Source organism: Pseudomonas sp. AC355 (assembly GCF_979258205.1).
Genome location: NZ_OZ409843.1, coordinates 3,022,883 through 3,040,372, shown reverse-complemented (window position 1 = coordinate 3,040,372; position 17,490 = coordinate 3,022,883). Strand labels below are relative to the sequence as shown.

At 62.0% G+C, this 17,490-nt stretch carries 17 protein-coding genes; 10 read left to right on the top strand and 7 right to left on the bottom strand.

Annotation, left to right across the window (positions count from 1 at the left end; genetic code table 11):
* Positions 1–156: 156 nt before the first annotated feature.
* Positions 157–1,146 (top strand): DctP family TRAP transporter solute-binding subunit, encoded by a 990-nt coding sequence (locus ACZ0AI_RS14445; RefSeq protein WP_463562464.1) that lies wholly within the window; start codon positions 157–159, stop codon positions 1,144–1,146.
* Positions 1,147–1,314: 168 nt separating this feature from the next.
* Here ACZ0AI_RS14445 and ACZ0AI_RS14440 read toward each other — a convergent pair whose 3' ends face one another.
* Positions 1,315–2,235, bottom strand: a complete 921-nt coding sequence (locus ACZ0AI_RS14440; RefSeq protein WP_463562463.1) for a LysR family transcriptional regulator — start codon at positions 2,233–2,235, stop codon at positions 1,315–1,317.
* 116 nt (positions 2,236–2,351) lie between these two features.
* On the opposite strand from ACZ0AI_RS14440, the gene araD1 reads away from it, so the two are divergent.
* From araD1 to ACZ0AI_RS14420, 4 genes are all read left to right on the top strand, one after another.
* Complete coding sequence (gene araD1, locus ACZ0AI_RS14435; RefSeq protein ID WP_463562462.1) at positions 2,352–3,347, top strand: AraD1 family protein; 996 nt, start codon at positions 2,352–2,354, stop codon at positions 3,345–3,347.
* Between the two features lie 66 nt (positions 3,348–3,413).
* Positions 3,414–4,991 (top strand): aldehyde dehydrogenase (NADP(+)), encoded by a 1,578-nt coding sequence (locus ACZ0AI_RS14430; protein WP_463562461.1) that lies wholly within the window; start codon positions 3,414–3,416, stop codon positions 4,989–4,991.
* Between the two features lie 346 nt (positions 4,992–5,337).
* Positions 5,338–6,111 carry a ferredoxin--NADP reductase gene (locus tag ACZ0AI_RS14425; protein ID WP_463562460.1) on the top strand — a complete coding sequence of 258 codons (774 nt, stop codon included), beginning with the start codon at positions 5,338–5,340 and terminating at the stop codon, positions 6,109–6,111.
* A 282-nt stretch (positions 6,112–6,393) separates the two neighbouring features.
* The gene (locus tag ACZ0AI_RS14420; RefSeq protein ID WP_463562459.1) at positions 6,394–7,959 is read left to right on the top strand and encodes a TerC family protein; all 1,566 of its coding nucleotides are present in this window, start codon (positions 6,394–6,396) and stop codon (positions 7,957–7,959) included.
* Between the two features lie 60 nt (positions 7,960–8,019).
* Here ACZ0AI_RS14420 and mscL read toward each other — a convergent pair whose 3' ends face one another.
* Positions 8,020–8,433 carry a large-conductance mechanosensitive channel protein MscL gene (mscL, locus tag ACZ0AI_RS14415; protein ID WP_463562458.1) on the bottom strand — a complete coding sequence of 138 codons (414 nt, stop codon included), beginning with the start codon at positions 8,431–8,433 and terminating at the stop codon, positions 8,020–8,022.
* Positions 8,434–8,722: 289 nt separating this feature from the next.
* Here mscL and ACZ0AI_RS14410 point away from each other — a divergent pair, with 289 nt between their 5' ends.
* Complete coding sequence (locus tag ACZ0AI_RS14410; protein WP_463562457.1) at positions 8,723–8,989, top strand: DUF465 domain-containing protein; 267 nt, start codon at positions 8,723–8,725, stop codon at positions 8,987–8,989.
* A gap of 82 nt (positions 8,990–9,071) precedes the next feature.
* Here the strand turns inward: ACZ0AI_RS14410 and ACZ0AI_RS14405 are convergent, their stop codons facing one another.
* Positions 9,072–9,557 carry a GNAT family N-acetyltransferase gene (locus ACZ0AI_RS14405; protein WP_463562456.1) on the bottom strand — a complete coding sequence of 162 codons (486 nt, stop codon included), beginning with the start codon at positions 9,555–9,557 and terminating at the stop codon, positions 9,072–9,074.
* A 135-nt stretch (positions 9,558–9,692) separates the two neighbouring features.
* On the opposite strand from ACZ0AI_RS14405, the gene radA reads away from it, so the two are divergent.
* Positions 9,693–11,057: a DNA repair protein RadA gene (radA, locus tag ACZ0AI_RS14400; protein WP_463562455.1), complete on the top strand. Its 1,365-nt coding sequence runs from the start codon at positions 9,693–9,695 to the stop codon at positions 11,055–11,057.
* A gap of 25 nt (positions 11,058–11,082) precedes the next feature.
* Here the strand turns inward: radA and ACZ0AI_RS14395 are convergent, their stop codons facing one another.
* The 4 genes from ACZ0AI_RS14395 to ACZ0AI_RS14380 all read right to left on the bottom strand — a co-directional run bounded on the left by ACZ0AI_RS14395 (position 11,083) and on the right by ACZ0AI_RS14380 (position 13,866).
* On the bottom strand, positions 11,083–11,229 hold the full coding sequence (locus tag ACZ0AI_RS14395; protein WP_463562454.1) for a hypothetical protein: 147 nt from the start codon (positions 11,227–11,229) through the stop codon (positions 11,083–11,085).
* A gap of 127 nt (positions 11,230–11,356) precedes the next feature.
* The gene (locus ACZ0AI_RS14390) at positions 11,357–11,725 is read right to left on the bottom strand and encodes a PilZ domain-containing protein (protein WP_463562453.1); all 369 of its coding nucleotides are present in this window, start codon (positions 11,723–11,725) and stop codon (positions 11,357–11,359) included.
* 141 nt (positions 11,726–11,866) lie between these two features.
* Positions 11,867–12,493, bottom strand: a complete 627-nt coding sequence (locus ACZ0AI_RS14385) for a response regulator (protein ID WP_463562452.1) — start codon at positions 12,491–12,493, stop codon at positions 11,867–11,869.
* A complete protein-coding gene (locus ACZ0AI_RS14380; RefSeq protein WP_463562451.1) occupies positions 12,490–13,866 on the bottom strand; it encodes a cache domain-containing protein in 1,377 nt (458 codons plus the stop codon). The genes ACZ0AI_RS14385 and ACZ0AI_RS14380 overlap by 4 nt, the downstream gene beginning before the upstream one ends.
* Positions 13,867–14,136: 270 nt before the next feature.
* Between ACZ0AI_RS14380 and ACZ0AI_RS14375 the strand changes: the two genes are divergently transcribed.
* The 3 genes from ACZ0AI_RS14375 to yjiA all read left to right on the top strand — a co-directional run bounded on the left by ACZ0AI_RS14375 (position 14,137) and on the right by yjiA (position 17,462).
* On the top strand, positions 14,137–16,218 hold the full coding sequence (locus tag ACZ0AI_RS14375; RefSeq protein ID WP_463562450.1) for a carbon starvation CstA family protein: 2,082 nt from the start codon (positions 14,137–14,139) through the stop codon (positions 16,216–16,218).
* The gene (locus ACZ0AI_RS14370) at positions 16,208–16,411 is read left to right on the top strand and encodes a YbdD/YjiX family protein (protein WP_042556574.1); all 204 of its coding nucleotides are present in this window, start codon (positions 16,208–16,210) and stop codon (positions 16,409–16,411) included. Before ACZ0AI_RS14375 ends, ACZ0AI_RS14370 begins: the two co-directional genes overlap by 11 nt.
* Positions 16,412–16,496: 85 nt before the next feature.
* On the top strand, positions 16,497–17,462 hold the full coding sequence (gene yjiA / locus ACZ0AI_RS14365) for a GTPase (RefSeq protein ID WP_463562449.1): 966 nt from the start codon (positions 16,497–16,499) through the stop codon (positions 17,460–17,462).
* Positions 17,463–17,490: the final 28 nt, after the last annotated feature.

Genomic DNA, 17,490 nt, shown 5'->3' with positions numbered 1-17,490 from the left:
GCCGCAGCCCTTCCAATAATAGTCGCACACCCGCGCCATGCGCCGGGCGTAGCCGACAGCGCTTTGCCGATGCCTCGTTGAGGTCACTCGATAACCCATTTCCTTCAGGTGCCTGCCTCGCGCATGCGCCTGTGCCTGCCATTGCCAAGGTGTTGCATGTTCAAATCCGTTGTCACCATTGCCCTGTCTGCTCTGCTGCTGGTCTGCACATCGGTATCCGCCGCGGAACCCATCGTCATCAAGTTCTCCCACGTGGTTGCCGACGATACGCCCAAGGGCCGAGGCGCCCTACTGTTCAAACAACTGGTGGAGGAGCGCCTCGGTGCCCAAGTGAAGGTCGAGGTCTACCCCAACTCCACCCTGTTCGGTGACGACGACGAGCTGCAGGCTCTGCGCGACGGCAAGGTGCAACTGCTGGCGCCTTCGCTGTCGAAATTCGATGCCTACACCAAGCAACTGCAGGTATTCGACCTGCCGTTCCTGTTCGACGATCTGGAAGCCGTCAAGCGCTTCCAGAAGCGCGAGAAGAGCCGCGAGCTGCTGCGCTCCATGGCCAGCTACGACATCTACGGCCTGGCGTACTGGAACAACGGCATGAAGCAGCTCTCCGCCAACCGCGCGTTGAAGTTGCCTGCCGATGCCAAGGGCCTGACCTTCCGCATTCAGCCGTCGCCGGTACTGGAAGCGCAGTTCGCGCAGATCGGCGCCAGCACCAGCAAGATCGCTTTCAGTGAAACCCTGGCGGCGTTGCAGAAGGGCACCGTGCAAGGCGCGGAAAACCCCTGGTCGAACCTGGCGAGCCAGAAACTCGACAGCGCCCAGCCGTTCATCACCGAAACCAATCACGGCTCGCTCAACTACATGCTGATCAGCAATTCCAAGTTCTGGGTCGGTATTCCGTATCAGGTGCGCGTGCAGCTGGAAGCGATCATCGAAGAGGTCAGCTTCAAGGTGAATCAGGACGCCGAAGAGCAGAACCGCAAGAGCCGCGAGCAGATCGTCGCTGGCGGTCGCAGCCAGATCCTGCCGCTGACCCCCGAGCAGCGCAGCGCTTGGCGTGAAGCGATGCGCCCGGTCTGGCAGGCCTTCGAAGCCGAGATCGGTGCCGACGTGCTGCGCGCGGCGCAGACGGTCAATCGTCGCTGATCGATTACGTCGGTTTAATGCGTATTCCTGTGGGAGCGGGCGGGGACGCCTAGTCCATGCCCGCGATTTTTCCGCGCGCATGGCCCGCTCTCACTAGAATTCGCGGCCGTAGGATGGGTGCACAGCTCCTCCATGGTGATGGGTTACACCCACGTGGCCCGACCCATCTTACGAAGCCCGCAACTCCTCCAGCAGCAAGCGGGCAGGCGACGACAGAGGCGAACCATGGCGGCTGATCACGCCATAGGGCTCGCTGCGCAGTACCTGGGAGAGCTCTAGGCACGCCAATTGGCCGAAGCGTGCCGCCGACTGCGCCGTCTCCCGCGGCATCAGCGCGACCAGGTTGGGGTCTTCCTGCAGCAGCATCAGGGTGGCGAAGGTCGAGGCGGTCTCCAGTGGGTAGCGCGGAAACTCCAACTCGGCATCGCTAAACGCCCGCTCCAGCACCAGGCGCATGGGCATGTTCGCCGGGAACACCACCCAGCTGTAGGCTGCCAGCTGCTCCAGGCTCAAGCCCGGAGTGGCTGCTAGCGGGTGCGCGGGGTTGGCGACCACTTTCAGCTGTTCCTGATGCAGGCTCAGGCAATCGTAGTCGTCCGGCCTGCGGCTGACGCTGGTGCGGCAGATCGCCAGATCCAGACGGCCCTGGTCGATCAGGCTGAGCAGGCGTGCGCTGGTGTCTTCGACGATTTCCACCGATAGCTCCGGTTGGCGCGCCCGCAGCCGCGACAGTGCACGAGTCAGCTGTGGCACCGCGCCCATGATCACGCCCACCACCAAGCGGCCGCCTTGGCCCTGCAGAATGCCCAGCATTTCTTCGCGCAGGTGAGCCAGGTCACTGTGGATCAGCCGTGCGTAGCGAATCGCGCAACGCCCCAGGTCATTGGCTTCCAGCCCCTGGCTGGTGCGCGTGAACAGGCGCATGCCGAACGCCGACTCTATTTCGTTGAGGGCTTTCGTCGCGCCGGGCTGGCTGATCGCCACGGCGTCCGCGGCCTTGTGCAGCGAGCCCTGTTCGTCGAGGGCGATCAGCAGGCGCAGCTGTTTCAGGCGCAGCCGGGAAACCAAAGCGGGTAGCGAAGCGATCATGGGGATAACCAATAGTTATTGCTTGATCAGAGGCTGTCATTAGGCAGGCTGGCGCGCAGTTCGTAAAGTCTGCTCTGTACCCTTTCGGGCAAGCGAACCAATAAGAGAGATAAGCCATGCGACTGATCCAGTTCGAATCCACCGAAGGCCAGCGTCAGGTTGGTGTTGTCGAAGGCGATGCCATCCGCACCGTTCGCGGCATCAGCAGCACCCGTGAGTTGGCGCTGGCGGCGATCCGTGCCGGGCACAGCCTGCAGGATGAAGTGAACGGCCTAGGTACCGAGGCTGGCCCGGCGTATGCCGATCTGCAGAAAGGCGGGCGCATCCTGCCGCCGCTGGATCATGAGGACCCGGCCCATTGCCTGGTCACCGGTACCGGCCTGACCCACCTCGGCAGCGCCTCGACCCGTGACAAGATGCACCAGCACAAGGCCCAGGACGAAGCCACCCTGACCGACACCATGCGCATGTTTCGCTGGGGGCTCGAAGGCGGCAAGCCTGGCGCTGGCAAGATTGGCGCCCAGCCAGAGTGGTTCTACAAGGGCGATGGCAGCATCGTCGTGCGCCCGGGCGCCGATCTGCCGGTGCCGGTGTTCGCCGAGGACGGCGGCGAAGAGCCCGAGCTGGTCGGTCTGTACGTCATCGGTGATGACGGCAAGCCCTACCGCCTCGGTTACGCACTGGGCAACGAGTTTTCCGACCACGTGCTGGAACGCCGCAGCTACCTGTACCTGGCTCACTCCAAGCTGCGTTTCTGCGCCTATGGCCCTGAGCTGCGCGTAGGCCAGCTGCCGGCCCATCTGTCCGGCACCAGCCGCATTCACCGTGGCAACGAGGTGTTGTGGGAGAAGGAGTTCCTCAGTGGCGAGGAGAACATGTGCCACAGTCTGGAGAACCTGGAGTTCCACCACTTCAAGTACCAGCAGTTCCTGCGTCCGGGTGATGTGCATGTGCATTATTTCGGAACCGCTACGCTGTCCTATGCCGACGGTATCAAGGCCCAGCCGGGTGATACCTTCGAGATCGAAATGAACGAGTTTGGCGCACCTTTGCGCAATGGGCTGGTGGCGGCCGACGAGCCGCTCGAGCCGGGCGGCGTGACTGCCCTGTAACCACCAGCCGTCATTCACCGCGGGGCCTCAGGGCCCCGACCCGGTTCTGACCAGGAGGAATATTTCATGTCCGTTAACGGCCATAACATCATCGGCGGCGCCTACAGTGCCCGCGGCTCCGTGAAGCTGCAGAGCGTCGACGCCACCAGCGGCGAAACGCTGCCGTATGAATTCGTCGAGGCCACCGCCGAAGAAGTCGACGCCGCTGCCGAAGCTGCAGCCGCCGCCTACCCGACTTACCGCAGCTTGCCGGCGGCCAAGCGCGCCGATTTCCTCGATGCAATCGCCGACGAGTTGGACGCCCTGGGTGACGATTTCGTCGCCACCGTGTGCAAGGAAACCGCGCTGCCCGCTGGTCGTATCCAGGGCGAGCGTGGCCGTACCAGCGGCCAGATGCGCCTGTTCGCCAAGGTGCTGCGCCGTGGCGATTTCTTCGGCGCGCGCATCGACCGTGCGTTGCCGGATCGTCAGCCGCTGCCGCGCCCGGACATTCGCCAGTACCGCATCGGCCTCGGCCCGGTGGCCGTGTTTGGCGCCAGCAACTTCCCGCTGGCCTTCTCCACAGCGGGTGGTGACACCGCTTCCGCGCTGGCCGCTGGCTGCCCGGTGGTGTTCAAGGCTCACCCCGGCCATATGGCTACCACCGCACTGGTTGGCGCGGCACTGCTGCGCGCCGCTGAGAAAACCGGCATGCCGAAAGGCGTGTTCAACATGATCTACGGGGGCATCGTCGGTGCCGCGCTGGTCAAGCACCCGGCCATTCAGGCTGTCGGCTTCACCGGCTCGCTGCGTGGTGGCCGTGCCCTGTGCGATATGGCAGCAGCCCGCCCGCAGCCGATCCCGGTGTTCGCCGAGATGAGCAGCATCAACCCGGTCATCCTGCTGCCCGAAGCCCTCAAGGCGCGCGGCGAACAGGTCGCTGGCGAGCTGGCCGCTTCGGTAGTGCTGGGAGCTGGCCAGTTCTGCACCAATCCCGGCCTGGTGATTGGTATCCGCTCGCCAGAGTTCGACGCCTTTCTGCAGAGCCTGACCGCCCAAATGGCCGAACAGCCGGCGCAGACCCTGCTCAATCCTGTCGGCCTAGAGAGTTACGGCAAGGGCGTTGCAGCACTCGCTGCACACCCCGGCATCAGCCATCTGAGCGGCGCTAAACAAGAAGGCAGCCAGGCTCGCCCGCAACTGTTCAAGGCCGACGTCAGCCTGCTGCTGAACGGCGACGAACGACTGCAGGAAGAAGTCTTCGGCCCGACTACTGTCGTCGTCGAAGTGGCCGACAAGGCCGAGCTGCTGACCGCCATCAAGGGGCTGCATGGTCAATTGACCGCCACGTTGATCACCGAGCCGGGCGATCTGGTCGGCAGCGAAGAACTGTTCGCGCTGCTCGAGCAGAAGGTCGGGCGCGTGCTGTTCAATGGCTACCCGACTGGCGTGGAAGTCTGCGACTCCATGGTGCACGGCGGCCCGTACCCGGCGACGTCCGATGCCCGTGGTACGTCGGTCGGCACCCTGGCCATCGACCGCTTTCTGCGTCCGGTGTGCTACCAGAACTGCCCGGACGCTCTGCTGCCCGACGCACTGAAGAATGCCAACCCGCTGGGCATCGCCCGTCTTGTGGATGGCGCCAGCAGCCGCGACGCGCTGTAAGAAACGGCTCACCGACACGGCGCCAGCCCGCTCTAAGCGGTAAAGAGAAAGCCGACCTCAGGGTCGGCTTTTTCGTGTGCCCGGATTGATTGGCGTTGTAAGGCAAGGCCTTTCCCGGGTATCTCTTCGCTCACCCCAGGCTACCGGTCTGTAGGAGCCGCGACCTCGCGGCGAATGGAAGGCGCGCAGCAGATTCTGTTGGACGGCCACCCTCGCATCGCGCCGGGGTCGACGCTCCTACAAAGTTGGTTGCGTGGTTTTGGGTGCCGTTGTCCCTGATCTTTGCCGGTGTTTAGCCGCGTGGCTTTGCGCGACACTAGGGGCATGAGTCCTGATGGAGCCGTCGATGAGCAGCGAAGACAAGTTCACCCGCCAGACCTTGCTCGAGGTGCAGACCCTGACCCCGAGCCTGTTCACCCTGCGTACCACCCGGGATGCGGGGTTTCGTTTCCGCGCCGGGCAGTTCGTCCGTCTCGGGGTGGAAAAGGCTGACGGCACCGTGGTCTGGCGTGCCTACTCGCTGGTCTCGGCGCCCCACGACGAGCATCTGGAGTTCTTTTCCATCGTCGTGCCAGGTGGTGAGTTCACCAGTGAACTGAGCCGTTTGCGCGTAGGCGATACGTTGCTGGTGGAGAAGATGGCCACGGGTTACCTGACCCTCGACCGTTTCATCGATGGCCGCGATCTGTGGTTGCTCGGCAGCGGCACCGGCATCGCGCCGTTCCTGTCGATGCTGCAGGACTTCGAGGTCTGGGAGCGTTTCGAGCGCATCGTGCTGGTATACAGCGCACGGTCGCTCGACGAGCTGGCTTACCAGCCGATGATCCACGGTTTTGCCGAACTCGAGCACCTGGCCGAGTACACCCACAAACTCACCTACCTGCCGGTGGTTACCCGCGAGCAAGCGCCAGGTTGCCTGAATGCCCGCATCACCGAACTGCTCGACAGCGGCGAGCTGGAGCGCGCCGCTGGTCTGGAACTGGCGCCTGAGCATTCGCGGCTGATGATCTGTGGCAACCCGCAGATGATCGATGACATCCGCCAGCGCCTGAAGGCGCGGGGCCTCAACTTGAGCCTGACCCGGCGTCCTGGGCAGGTGGCCGTGGAAAACTACTGGTAAAGCGCCGTTACAAACTCAGCGCTTTCAGTGTGACTCGCGCTCCAGTAGATTGCGTGGTCTGTTTTCCACTATCCGGTCTTCATGGACAGCGACAGTAGACGATCGCCCTCGCCGTTATGGACGAGGGCGGTACTTCCCAAAGGCGGCGCCGCCCGGTGCGAGCCTTCCGTGCAGCCGAACGTTGCACATTCTTCCCGTCAGCCGAGGTTTCCCGTGCCTGCCCTGTGCATGCGTGGCGCTTTCGGCTGCCTTTGTTTTCCCCTAGAGAGAGCTACACACTAAATGGAATGGATCGCTGATCCGACGGCCTGGTTAGGCCTGTTGACCCTGATCGTCCTGGAAATCGTCCTGGGCATCGACAACCTGGTGTTCATTGCCATCCTCGCCGACAAGTTGCCGCCCGAGCAGCGTGACCGTGCCCGACTGATCGGCCTGAGCCTGGCGATGATCATGCGTTTGGGTCTGCTGGCCAGTATCGCGTGGCTGGTCACCTTGACCGAGCCGCTGATCGAGGTGTTCGGCAAGACCTTCTCCGGCCGTGACCTGATCATGCTGTTCGGTGGTGTGTTCCTGCTGTTCAAGGCCACCATGGAGCTGCACGAACGGCTCGAGGGGCGTACCCATCAGCATGGCGGCAGCAAGGTGTATGCGCGTTTCTGGCCAGTGGTGGCGCAGATCATCGTGCTCGACGCAGTGTTCTCTCTGGACGCGGTGATCACCGCCGTGGGCATGGTCGAGCACCTGCAGGTGATGATGATCGCCGTGGTGATCTCCATGGGCTTGATGATCGTCGCCAGCAAACCACTGACCGCGTTCGTCAACGCACGCCCGACGGTGATCATGCTGTGTCTGGGCTTCCTGATGATGATCGGCTTCAGCCTGACGGCCGAAGGCCTGGGCTTCCACATTCCGAAGGGCTATCTGTACGCGGCTATCGGTTTCTCGATTCTGATCGAGCTGTTCAACCAGATCGCTCGTTCGCGCCGCAAGCGCAGCCTGCAGGGCCAGCGTGGTCTGCGTGACCGCACTGCACATGCGGTGATGCGCATGCTGGGCGGCAAGGTGCAGGCCGACGAAGTGGGTGAGGACATCGCCGACATGCTCGACGGAGAGCAGGGCGAAACCGCGCTGTTCGACCGCCGCGAGCGGGTGATGATCAGTGGCGTGCTGAACATGGCGGAAATGTCGATCCAGAAGGTCATGACCGACCGCATGGAAGTCGACCGCATCAACCTCGACGACGCCCCTGAGAAGATCCACCAGGCGCTGCTCGACTCACCGCACTCGCGCCTTGTGGTTACCCGCAACGACTCCCGTGATGAGCCGCTGGGTTACATCCACAAGAAGGAGCTGTTCAAGGAGCTGCTCAAGGGCCAGCAACCGGATATCGAGAACCTTGTGCGTGCGCCGATCAACCTGCCGGACAGCTCCAGCGTGCTCAGCGCCCTGGAGCAGATGCGCCAGGGCTCCACTCACGTGGCCTTCGTGGTCAACGAGTTCGGTGGTTTCGAAGGCTTGCTGACGCTGACCGACATTCTTGAAGCAATTGCCGGTGAGCTGCCGGATGCCAGCGAAGTGGATGGCCCGGATGTCGAGGAAGTGGAGGGCGGTTATCGCGTCAACGGTGCGGTAAACCTGGCGGTATTGCGCGACCGGCTGGATTTCGCTGCGCGCCCTACGGACGACTATCAGACCCTTGCCGGCCTGGCCATGAGCCTGCTCGACCGCCTGCCGCTGATCGGTGACAAAGTCGATTATCTGGGCTGGGAGCTGACCGTGATCGAGGTCAAGGAGCGTCGTATAACGCGGGTGCTGCTGAAGCCTGGTAGCACCGAACTGGCCGTGTAACCGGTTGGCATAAACAATAACGGCGCCCTCGAGGCGCCGTTATTGTTTGCGGTGTTCGGGTCAATCTTTGCGCTGCTGATCCTTGAGCAGATCGCGGATCTCGCCCAGCAGCAGCTCTTGAGGAGTCGGCGCTGGCGGTACCGAGGGCGCCACGGCTTCTTCGCGCTTGAGGCGGTTGATCGCCTTGACGCCCATGAAGATGGCGAAGGCGACGATGACGAAATCGATGACTGTCTGGATGAACTTGCCATAAGCCAGCATTACGGCGGGCAGATCGCCTTCGGCGGCCTTCAGGGTGATCGCCAGATCGGAGAAGTCCACCCCACCGATCAACAAGCCCAGCGGCGGCATGATCACATCGCCAACGAACGACGATACGATCTTGCCGAAGGCGGCGCCGATGATGATACCGACCGCCATATCGACGACATTGCCTTTGACGGCGAACGCCTTGAATTCGTTGATGATGCCCATGTACAACCCCCATTAGTCTGATTCGTGCAGTGAAGTGTAAATCACTCCCGCTTATCTGCCATACACCGCCTCCAGGCCGCGTGTATCGGTTGTGACCCCAGTGTCGGGATATTGTCCGAATTTATTACCGGCCAATTACTCGGGGGGCTCGTAAGGGCCGCTCTGCTTCGCTTCTCCTGGCTAGTCGACGGGAGGTTGATCCGTTGCTTGAGGGGCGTTGACGAGGATCAAAAACCAGCACGTGCTACCGGGCTACAGTGGTGCTAATTCATTTGGCAGGAGCCCAGCCATGCATATCGATTACTCCGCTCACCCCGAAACGCAGTCGCAGATGCTGCAGCGCCGCAATCCTGCCTACGCCGCGTTGGCCGAACAACACGACGATGCCGACCGGCGTATCGCGCGCATCGAAAACGGCATCGAGCGGCCTGATGGTGTGCCGCTTTCCGCACTCAAGCTGCGGCGCTCCGGTCTGGGCGAGGATCTGGCTCGGCAGATCCGCAAGGCCGATGGTGGATGCTGCAACTGTGGCAAGCAGTGCGGAACTCGTAAATAGACGTAGCCTTGCGTTGAGCGAAGCGATACCCAGGAAGCGATCTCGGCTTTGTCACCATCCCCGGGTATCGCTCAACCGCAGGCTACGGGTGCAGCACGAAGCGGCGCAGACCGGGTTCGGCCTCGGTGGCGTCCAGTTCTCTCACGTTCTGCGGTAGCTCGCTCAGCACCTGCTTGCAGAAGGCGCTCGCCAGTTCGTCCTGCTCGTAACAGCAGGTCAGCCAGGTGCGCCCGTCGCTTACCACCTGCTGCAACACCGCCCGCCCGATGCCCAGGCGGCGGTATTTGCGTAGAACGAACAGGTCGGCGAATTCCATCTCGGCCACGCTCGGGTCGTCGCATCGTTCGAGCAATAGAAAACCCGCGATGAAACCATCGACCAGAATCAGCAGCGCGCTCCAGCCTTCGTCCTGCCAGTAGCGCTGCAGATGCGGTTCATGAACATAAAAACGCCCGTCGATTTCGACGTCCTCCTTCTCCCAGTCCGACGACTCGTAGGCGTAGAACTGGTAGAGGTTGCGGATCAGCGGCAGTTGCTCGGCGCTGGCGGGAACGAGTTCGATGGACATGGAAGGTATCTCGCGAGTGAACGGCGCATTATCGGCCCCTGCGCCGGCCGCTGATAGCCTGCGTGCCGAATGTCTGTAAATTTATCCAGTTGTTCGGTATCGTTTCGGGCTTCGCTTTCCAGCAGGACGACTCTCATGGCCAAGGCCAAACGCTTGTATGGCTGCACCGAGTGCGGCGCGACCTTTCCCAAGTGGGCCGGGCAGTGCGGTGAGTGCGGTGCGTGGAACACGCTGACCGAAACCATGATCGAAGCCGGCGCGGCGGCGCCCAGCGGGCGAACGGGTTGGACGGGCGCGCAGGCTCAGCTCAAGACCCTGGCCGAAGTCAGCGTCGAGGAAATGCCACGCTTTTCCACCGCCTCGGCGGAGCTCGACCGGGTGCTCGGTGGCGGCCTGGTGGACGGCTCTGTGGTGCTGATTGGTGGCGACCCTGGCATCGGTAAGTCGACCATCCTCCTGCAGACGTTGTGCAATGTGGCCCAGCGCTTCCCGGCGCTTTACGTCACCGGCGAGGAATCCCAGCAGCAGGTGGCGATGCGCGCCCGGCGCTTGGGGCTGCCTGAAGACAAGCTCAAGGTGATGACCGAAACCTGCATCGAAAGCATCATCGCCACCGCCCGCCAGGAAAAGCCCAAGGTGATGGTGATCGACTCGATTCAGACCATCTTCACCGAGCAGCTGCAGTCGGCACCTGGTGGTGTTGCTCAGGTGCGCGAGAGCGCGGCGCTGCTGGTGCGTTTCGCTAAACAAAGTGGGACGGCGATCTTCCTTGTCGGCCACGTCACCAAGGAAGGCTCGCTAGCCGGGCCGCGGGTGCTGGAGCACATGGTCGATACCGTGCTGTATTTCGAAGGCGACCCGGATGGCCGATTACGTCTGCTGCGGGCGGTGAAGAATCGTTTTGGCGCGATCAACGAATTGGGCGTGTTCGGCATGACCGACAAGGGCCTCAAGGAAGTGAGCAACCCATCAGCGATCTTCCTGACCCGTGCTCAGGAAGAAGTACCGGGCAGCGTGGTCATGGCGACCTGGGAAGGCACTCGGCCGATGCTGGTGGAGGTGCAGGCGCTGGTCGACACCAGCCATATGGGCAATCCGCGCCGGGTCACCCTGGGGCTGGATCAGAATCGCCTGGCCATGCTGCTGGCGGTGCTGCACCGTCACGGCGGCATTCCTACCTATGATCAGGACGTGTTTCTCAACGTGGTCGGCGGGGTGAAGGTGCTGGAAACGGCATCCGACCTGGCGTTGATGGCGGCCGTCATATCCAGCTTGCGCAATCGGCCGTTGCCTCACGATCTGCTGGTGTTTGGCGAGGTTGGTTTATCAGGTGAGATAAGGCCGGTGCCGAGTGGCCAGGAACGTCTCAAAGAGGCCGCCAAGCATGGCTTCAAGCGCGCCATCGTGCCCAAAGGCAACGCGCCGAAAGAAGCGCCGCCGGGCCTGCAGATAGTCGCCGTTACCCGTCTGGAGCAGGCGTTGGACGCGCTCTTCGAGTAAGCGCGTCCTCGGTCAGCTGCTTTGCTCAGTGTATTGGGCAGACGGCATCCGTGTATTGGCGGCGCTGCAGGCGCTGGCCGATGCGTGCCAGCCAGGCATTCGGGCGAGCCGGGCGCTGTGCCTGACGTTGCGAGGGGAAGTCGATTGCCTTGGCGATAGGGGCGCTGATCATGACGATGCCTCCGTGGGGAATGTTCCCCTGTTGGGTTCGTCTCTATCCTGCGATTCGCCCCTTCGGAGAACCTTGATCAAGGTCAATCATTGCCGGCGCACGTGCGCGACAGGACGCCGCATGGCGTTCAGTCTTCCTCGCAAAGCGCAGCCAGCTCCCGTTCGAGCAGTTGCTCATCACCCAGATTGAGCTCGACCAGACGCCGCAGATGGCTCATGGAATCAAGGTCGATGTGGTGGCACTGAAAGCCCAGTACACGCTCCTCGAGATGCACCAGCTCGACCTGCATCGCCACCTGTAGCTTGTCGTCGAGGGTGACGCGCACCAGATAATCTTCACCGGTACCGCCATCCCAGTTCCATGGGCGACGTACCAGAACGCCCTTGAACGAGATGTCGTGAAGCTCCACTTGCCAGACTCGTTCGCCCTGGACGATCTCCGCAGGGGCATCGAAGTCGATGCGCTGGAAGCGTCGGCGTTCATGGGTGTTGCTCATGGGGGCATCCTCTATTTGTTTTGTCCACTATAGCCAAGCGAGCTTATCGCCGCCGCCAATCGGTGGATCACTGTCGTATGTGGGAGTGATCGCGCATCTGCATATGATCACCGCGGTAAGCAAACATTCCGCGGTTTGTTGTCAGGTTTCCGGCGCCCATCCGTATTGGATGGCGTGCTTGACCAGATCGGCTGGCTTTTCGATATCGAGCTTGCGACGAATGTTCAGGCGGTAGGTTTCTACGGTACGCACGCTGATCTGCAGTTCTCCGGCCATGGCCTTATTGTTGAGCCCTTGCGCCATCATCAGCAGAACCTGGCGCTCGCGCGGCGTGAGTTCGCCTTCTTCGGTTTCTTCCTGAGACAGCTTCTGCGCGACATCGCCGCTGTAGAACCGACCGCCAACCGCCAGCACATCGATAGCGGAGATGATTTCCTGCGACGGCGCCTCTTTCAGCACATAACCCGATGCGCCCATGCGCAGCGAACTGCTGACGTATTCCTGGTTGTCGTACATGCTCAGAATCAGCACCTTGATGGCCGGGTGGCGCTTTTTGATGATGCCGGTCAGTTCCAGGCCGTTGATGTCCTTGAGGCCGATGTCCATCAGCAGAATGTCGGGCTGCTCACGGGCCACCAGTTCCAGTGCTTCGCTGCCACTGCCGGCTTCGCCGACGATGTCGAAGTGCTCGACCATCGACAGCAGCGTACGTATGCCGTCGCGCACCAGCACGTGGTCGTCGACGAGCGCGATACGGATCGTCTTCATAGCGGCTGATCCTGAGTAGGTGGCGTGGCGGCGGAGAGTAACAGGGCAACGTCGAGCTTGGTGCCGGATGACGTCGAGGTGACGTTGAAGTCCCCGCCGAAATGTTCGACCCGCTCGCGGATATTGCGCAGGCCGATGCCGCCGCTGTGCTGTTCGGCCTTGCGTGGGCTGAAGCCGGCACCGTCATCACTGATCCGCAGGTTTACACTTCGGCTGTTGCCCGTCAGGCTGATTGCCACCCGGCTGGCCTGGGCATGCCGTTCGATGTTGGTTAGCGCCTCCTGCAAAATCCGGAACAGCGCCACGTTCATGTCATCGCTCAGCCGGGTATCACCCAGGCTGTTGTGATAGTTCACGCTGAGCCCGCTGCGCTGCTCGAATTCGCTGGCCAGTTGGCCGATGGCCGAGGCGAGACCGAGGGTGTCGAGTAGTGATGGGTGCAAGTCGTGGGAGATGCGCCGGACTTCGCCAATCGCTCCCGCCAGGCGCTCGATTCCTTGGTGCAGTGTTTGCGCGGCGCTGGCCTTGCCGGCCTCCAGTTCGTGGCCTGCCAGTTCGAACTTGAATTTGATCGATACCAGCAACTGGCTGATGCCGTCGTGCAGCTCGCGGGACAGCCGGGATCGCTCATCTTCCTGAGAGGTGATGATGCGTTGGGTAAGTTGCTGCAGTTTGCGGTCGGCGAGGCGATGTTCGCTGACGTTGAGCGTCAGCCCACTGGCGAACACCACTAGCACGGCGATCAGGGCGACCACCGCGATGGCCAGCATGGTGGTACGAATACCGCTGCCAACGTCATGGCGAACCTGGGCGATGGCGTTGTCGACGTCCTCCAGATAGATACCGGTGCCGAGCATCCAGCCCCAACGATCGAGCAGGGTCACGTAGGCGAGCTTGTCCGCCATCTGTCCGGTGGAGGGTTTCTGCCAGCCGTAGCGCTGAAAGCCATCGCCCTGTTGGGCGCTGCGGATCAGCGCCTGGATCACCAGCAAGCCTTTGGAGTCAGTCATGTTCCACAGGTCTTTACCCACCAGAGCGCCCTGGCGCGGGTGCATCAGGCTTTTGCCGTTGCGGTCGTAGACGAAGAAGTAACCGTCGCTGCCGAAATTGATCCGAGCCAGCAGGGCAAGCACCTGACGTTTGGTTTCGTCGTCGTCGAGGCCATTCTCGTACAGCGGCTCGATGGTGCTCAGGGCCATTTCCACATAGTGCTTGAGCTCGGCCTGCTTGCTGCTAAGGATGCTGCGCTCGATGAGTTGCGCCTGCTGATTGCCCAGGCGCTGGTTTTGCACCAGTACCAGCAGGCAGACCACGGCCACTGCTAACAGCATGGGCAACAGGCTCAGGGCGACGATCTTGTGTTTGAGTTGCATCGATTCACTCCGGAGGGGAGGTTCGCCGGCGGGGTAGAGCAGGGTGCATTGATCATCCCTGGGGCTGCGGCCGGCAGAGCATACACAAAAGCTGGCGGTGACCGGTCGGTAGGCTTGGTGCCGAGCTGCGTAGTTCTACGTAGAGGGCCGTGGGTAGTTTTGCGAATTACCGGCAAGGGAACTTAGAGGGATAGTTGCTGGGCTCTGATTTGCGGGGCACAACAATAACAATGAACGCCGTGGGCCAAGGTCTGCGGCAGGAGAGGCCAAATGACCAGAATGGCTAGCCATCTCGCCTGGTTTGCCGTCGCCTTACTGGGCGCCTTCGCGCTAGGTACCGTGGCGCTGAATCGTGGTGAGTCGATCAATGCCTTGTGGATTGTCGTCGCTGCCGTGGCGATCTATCTCGTCGTCTATCGCTACTACAGCCTGTTCATCGCCACCAAGGTGATGCAACTCGACCCCAGTCGCGCGACCCCCGCCGTACTCAACAACGACGGCCTGGACTACGTTCCCACCAACAAGCACATCCTCTTCGGTCACCACTTCGCCGCCATTGCTGGCGCCGGTCCGTTGGTCGGCCCGGTGCTCGCCGCGCAAATGGGCTATCTGCCCGGCACGCTCTGGCTGATTGCCGGTGTGGTTCTGGCCGGTGCGGTGCAGGACTTCATGGTGCTGTTCATTTCCACGCGCCGTAACGGCCGCTCCCTGGGCGAGCTGGTGCGCGAGGAAATGGGCCAGGTGCCCGGTACCATCGCGCTGTTCGGCGCCTTCATGATCATGATCATTATCCTCGCGGTGCTGTCGCTGATCGTGGTCAAGGCGTTGGCGGAAAGCCCGTGGGGCATGTTCACGGTAATGGCCACCATTCCCATCGCCATGTTCATGGGCATTTACATGCGCTATATCCGGCCCGGCCGCATTGGTGAGATTTCCCTGATCGGGGTGATCTTGCTGCTCGGTTCGATCTGGCTGGGTGGCGTGATCGCTGCCGATCCTGTGTGGGGCCCGGCCTTCACCTTCACCGGTGTGCAGATCACCTGGATGCTGATCGGTTACGGCTTCGTCGCCGCGGTATTGCCGGTATGGCTGATCCTGGCACCACGTGACTACCTGTCGACCTTCCTGAAAATCGGCACCATCATCGCTCTGGCTATCGGCATTCTGGTGGTCATGCCCGAGCTGAAAATGCCGGCGCTGACCCAGTTCACCGATGGCACCGGGCCGGTGTGGAAGGGCACGCTGTTCCCCTTCCTGTTCATCACCATCGCCTGCGGTGCGGTCTCCGGCTTCCACGCTCTGATCAGCTCAGGCACCACGCCCAAGCTGCTCGCCAACGAGTCCCATGCCCGTTACATCGGTTATGGCGGCATGCTGATGGAGTCCTTCGTGGCCATCATGGCGATGGTCGCCGCTTCGGTGATCGAGCCGGGTGTGTACTTCGCCATGAACAGCCCTGCTGCGCTGGTCGGCTCGGATGTGCAGTCGGTTGCCGCCGCGGTCAGCAGCTGGGGTTTCTTGATTACCCCCGAAGAGCTGGAAGCGGTCGCTCGGGATATCGGCGAGAACACCATCCTGGCGCGTGCCGGTGGTGCGCCGACCCTGGCTGTGGGGATCGCGCAGATCCTCCACAATCTGCTGCCGGGTGAGAACACCATGGCCTTCTGGTACCACTTCGCGATCCTGTTCGAGGCTCTATTCATCCTCACCGCGGTCGATGCCGGTACCCGTGCCGGGCGCTTCATGCTGCAGGATCTGCTGGGCAATTTCGTGCCTTCGCTGAAGAAGACCGAGTCCTGGTTCGCCAACGTCATCGCCACCGCTGGCTGCGTGGCGCTGTGGGGTTGGCTGCTCTATCAAGGCGTGATCGATCCGCTGGGCGGGATCAATACCCTGTGGCCGCTGTTCGGCATCTCCAACCAGATGCTTGCCGGCATCGCGCTGATGCTCGGTACCGTGGTACTGATCAAGATGAAGCGTGAGCGCTACGTGTGGGTGACACTGATCCCGGCCACCTGGCTGCTGATCTGCACCACCACTGCAGGGCTGATCAAACTGCTCGACCCGAACCCGGCCGTCGGCTTCCTGGCCCTGGCCAAGAAATATCAGGCTGCGGTAGATGCCGGTCAGATCCTCGCTCCGGCCAAGGATCTTGGCCAGATGCAGCACGTGATCTTCAACGCCTACACCAACGCCACCTTGACCGTGCTGTTCCTGTTCGTGGTCGTCAGTGTGCTGTTCTATGCCGTCAAGGTCGGCCGTGCCGCCTGGCAAAAGGATTCGCGCAGCGACAATGAGGCGCCGTATCAGGCCATTCCTGCCGACGCACCGGAGGTAGCCCGTGTTCAATGACCTCAGCCGCATGGGCAAGTACCTCGGCCAGGCCGCGCGGATGCTGGTGGGCATGCCTGACTACGACACCTATGTCGAGCACATGGCCAAGAAGCATCCGGACAAGCCGGTGATGAGCTACGAAGCCTTCTTCCGCGAGCGCCAGGAAGCGCGTTATGGTGGCGGCAAGGGGCGGCCTATCCGCTGCTGTTGATTCCAGCTGCCGGGTTTTGCCGCCCGGTTCAAGAACCACACGCCACGCCTAGTCGTGGCGTGTGTCATTCAGAGGAATGTGTTTTATGTCCTTTTCCCCCATTCCGGTCACCGTGCTCAGTGGCTTTCTCGGTGCCGGCAAGACCACCCTGTTGCGCCATGTTCTGAAGGCCGAGCACGGCCTGAAGATCGCCGTAATCGAAAACGAATACAGCGAAGTGCCGATCGACAGCCAGTTGCTCGGCAGCGAGCCAGTGCAGGTGATGACCCTCGCCAATGGCTGCGTATGCTGTTCCATCCACGTTGAGCTGGAGAAGGCGCTGTTCCTGCTGCTGGAAAAGCTCGACAGCGGCGAACTGGTATTCGACCGTCTGGTGATCGAATGCACCGGCCTCGCTGACCCAGCGCCGGTAGCGCAGACCTTCTTCGCTACGGAGGAGTTGTGCGAGCGCTACGTGCTGGATGGCATCATCACCCTGGTGGATGCCGCCAACGCCGAGCGCCACCTGCAGGAAACCATCGCCCAGGCTCAGGTCGGCTTCGCTGACCGCATCCTGCTGAGCAAGACCGATCTGGTCGATGAAGCCAGCCGTGAGGCGTTGATCGCGCGTTTGCAGCGCATCAACCGGCGGGCGCCAATCCGTGTAGTCGAGCACGGCCGTATCGACCTGGGCGAGCTGCTCGACGTGCGTGGTTTCAACCTCAATGCCGATATCGCACCGAGCCTGCGCCCGGTTGCACCTGGCAAGAACAGCGACCGTATCTCCACGCTGGTGCTCACCAGCGATACGCCGTTGGATCTGGATCGGCTTTCGGGCTTCATGGAAGAACTGCTGGAGGAGCACGGTAATTCACTGCTGCGTTACAAAGGCGTGCTGAGCATTGCCGAGGAAGACCGCCGCATGGTGTTCCAGGGCGTGTTGCGGCTCTATGGTTTCGATTGGGACAGCGAGTGGAGGGCTGACGAGAAGCGTGAGAGCGTGATCGTCTTCATCGGCGACAACCTGCCTGAAGACGCGATTCGCCAGGGCTTCGCCGAGCTAAGCGCCTAGCTTTATCGCAGACAAAAAAATGCCGGTC

Bases quoted from the DNA above. Each gene is read 5' to 3' on its own strand.
- ACZ0AI_RS14445 (WP_463562464.1), top strand. From the start codon at position 157: ATGTTCAAATCCGTTGTCACCATTGCCCTGTCTGCTCTGCTGCTGGTC.
- ACZ0AI_RS14440 (WP_463562463.1), bottom strand. From the start codon at position 2,235: ATGATCGCTTCGCTACCCGCTTTGGTTTCCCGGCTGCGCCTGAAACAG.
- araD1 (WP_463562462.1), top strand. From the start codon at position 2,352: ATGCGACTGATCCAGTTCGAATCCACCGAAGGCCAGCGTCAGGTTGGT.
- ACZ0AI_RS14430 (WP_463562461.1), top strand. From the start codon at position 3,414: ATGTCCGTTAACGGCCATAACATCATCGGCGGCGCCTACAGTGCCCGC.
- ACZ0AI_RS14425 (WP_463562460.1), top strand. From the start codon at position 5,338: ATGAGCAGCGAAGACAAGTTCACCCGCCAGACCTTGCTCGAGGTGCAG.
- ACZ0AI_RS14420 (WP_463562459.1), top strand. From the start codon at position 6,394: ATGGAATGGATCGCTGATCCGACGGCCTGGTTAGGCCTGTTGACCCTG.
- mscL (WP_463562458.1), bottom strand. From the start codon at position 8,433: ATGGGCATCATCAACGAATTCAAGGCGTTCGCCGTCAAAGGCAATGTC.
- ACZ0AI_RS14410 (WP_463562457.1), top strand. From the start codon at position 8,723: ATGCATATCGATTACTCCGCTCACCCCGAAACGCAGTCGCAGATGCTG.
- ACZ0AI_RS14405 (WP_463562456.1), bottom strand. From the start codon at position 9,557: ATGTCCATCGAACTCGTTCCCGCCAGCGCCGAGCAACTGCCGCTGATC.
- radA (WP_463562455.1), top strand. From the start codon at position 9,693: ATGGCCAAGGCCAAACGCTTGTATGGCTGCACCGAGTGCGGCGCGACC.
- ACZ0AI_RS14395 (WP_463562454.1), bottom strand. From the start codon at position 11,229: ATGATCAGCGCCCCTATCGCCAAGGCAATCGACTTCCCCTCGCAACGT.
- ACZ0AI_RS14390 (WP_463562453.1), bottom strand. From the start codon at position 11,725: ATGAGCAACACCCATGAACGCCGACGCTTCCAGCGCATCGACTTCGAT.
- ACZ0AI_RS14385 (WP_463562452.1), bottom strand. From the start codon at position 12,493: ATGAAGACGATCCGTATCGCGCTCGTCGACGACCACGTGCTGGTGCGC.
- ACZ0AI_RS14380 (WP_463562451.1), bottom strand. From the start codon at position 13,866: ATGCAACTCAAACACAAGATCGTCGCCCTGAGCCTGTTGCCCATGCTG.
- ACZ0AI_RS14375 (WP_463562450.1), top strand. From the start codon at position 14,137: ATGACCAGAATGGCTAGCCATCTCGCCTGGTTTGCCGTCGCCTTACTG.
- yjiA (WP_463562449.1), top strand. From the start codon at position 16,497: ATGTCCTTTTCCCCCATTCCGGTCACCGTGCTCAGTGGCTTTCTCGGT.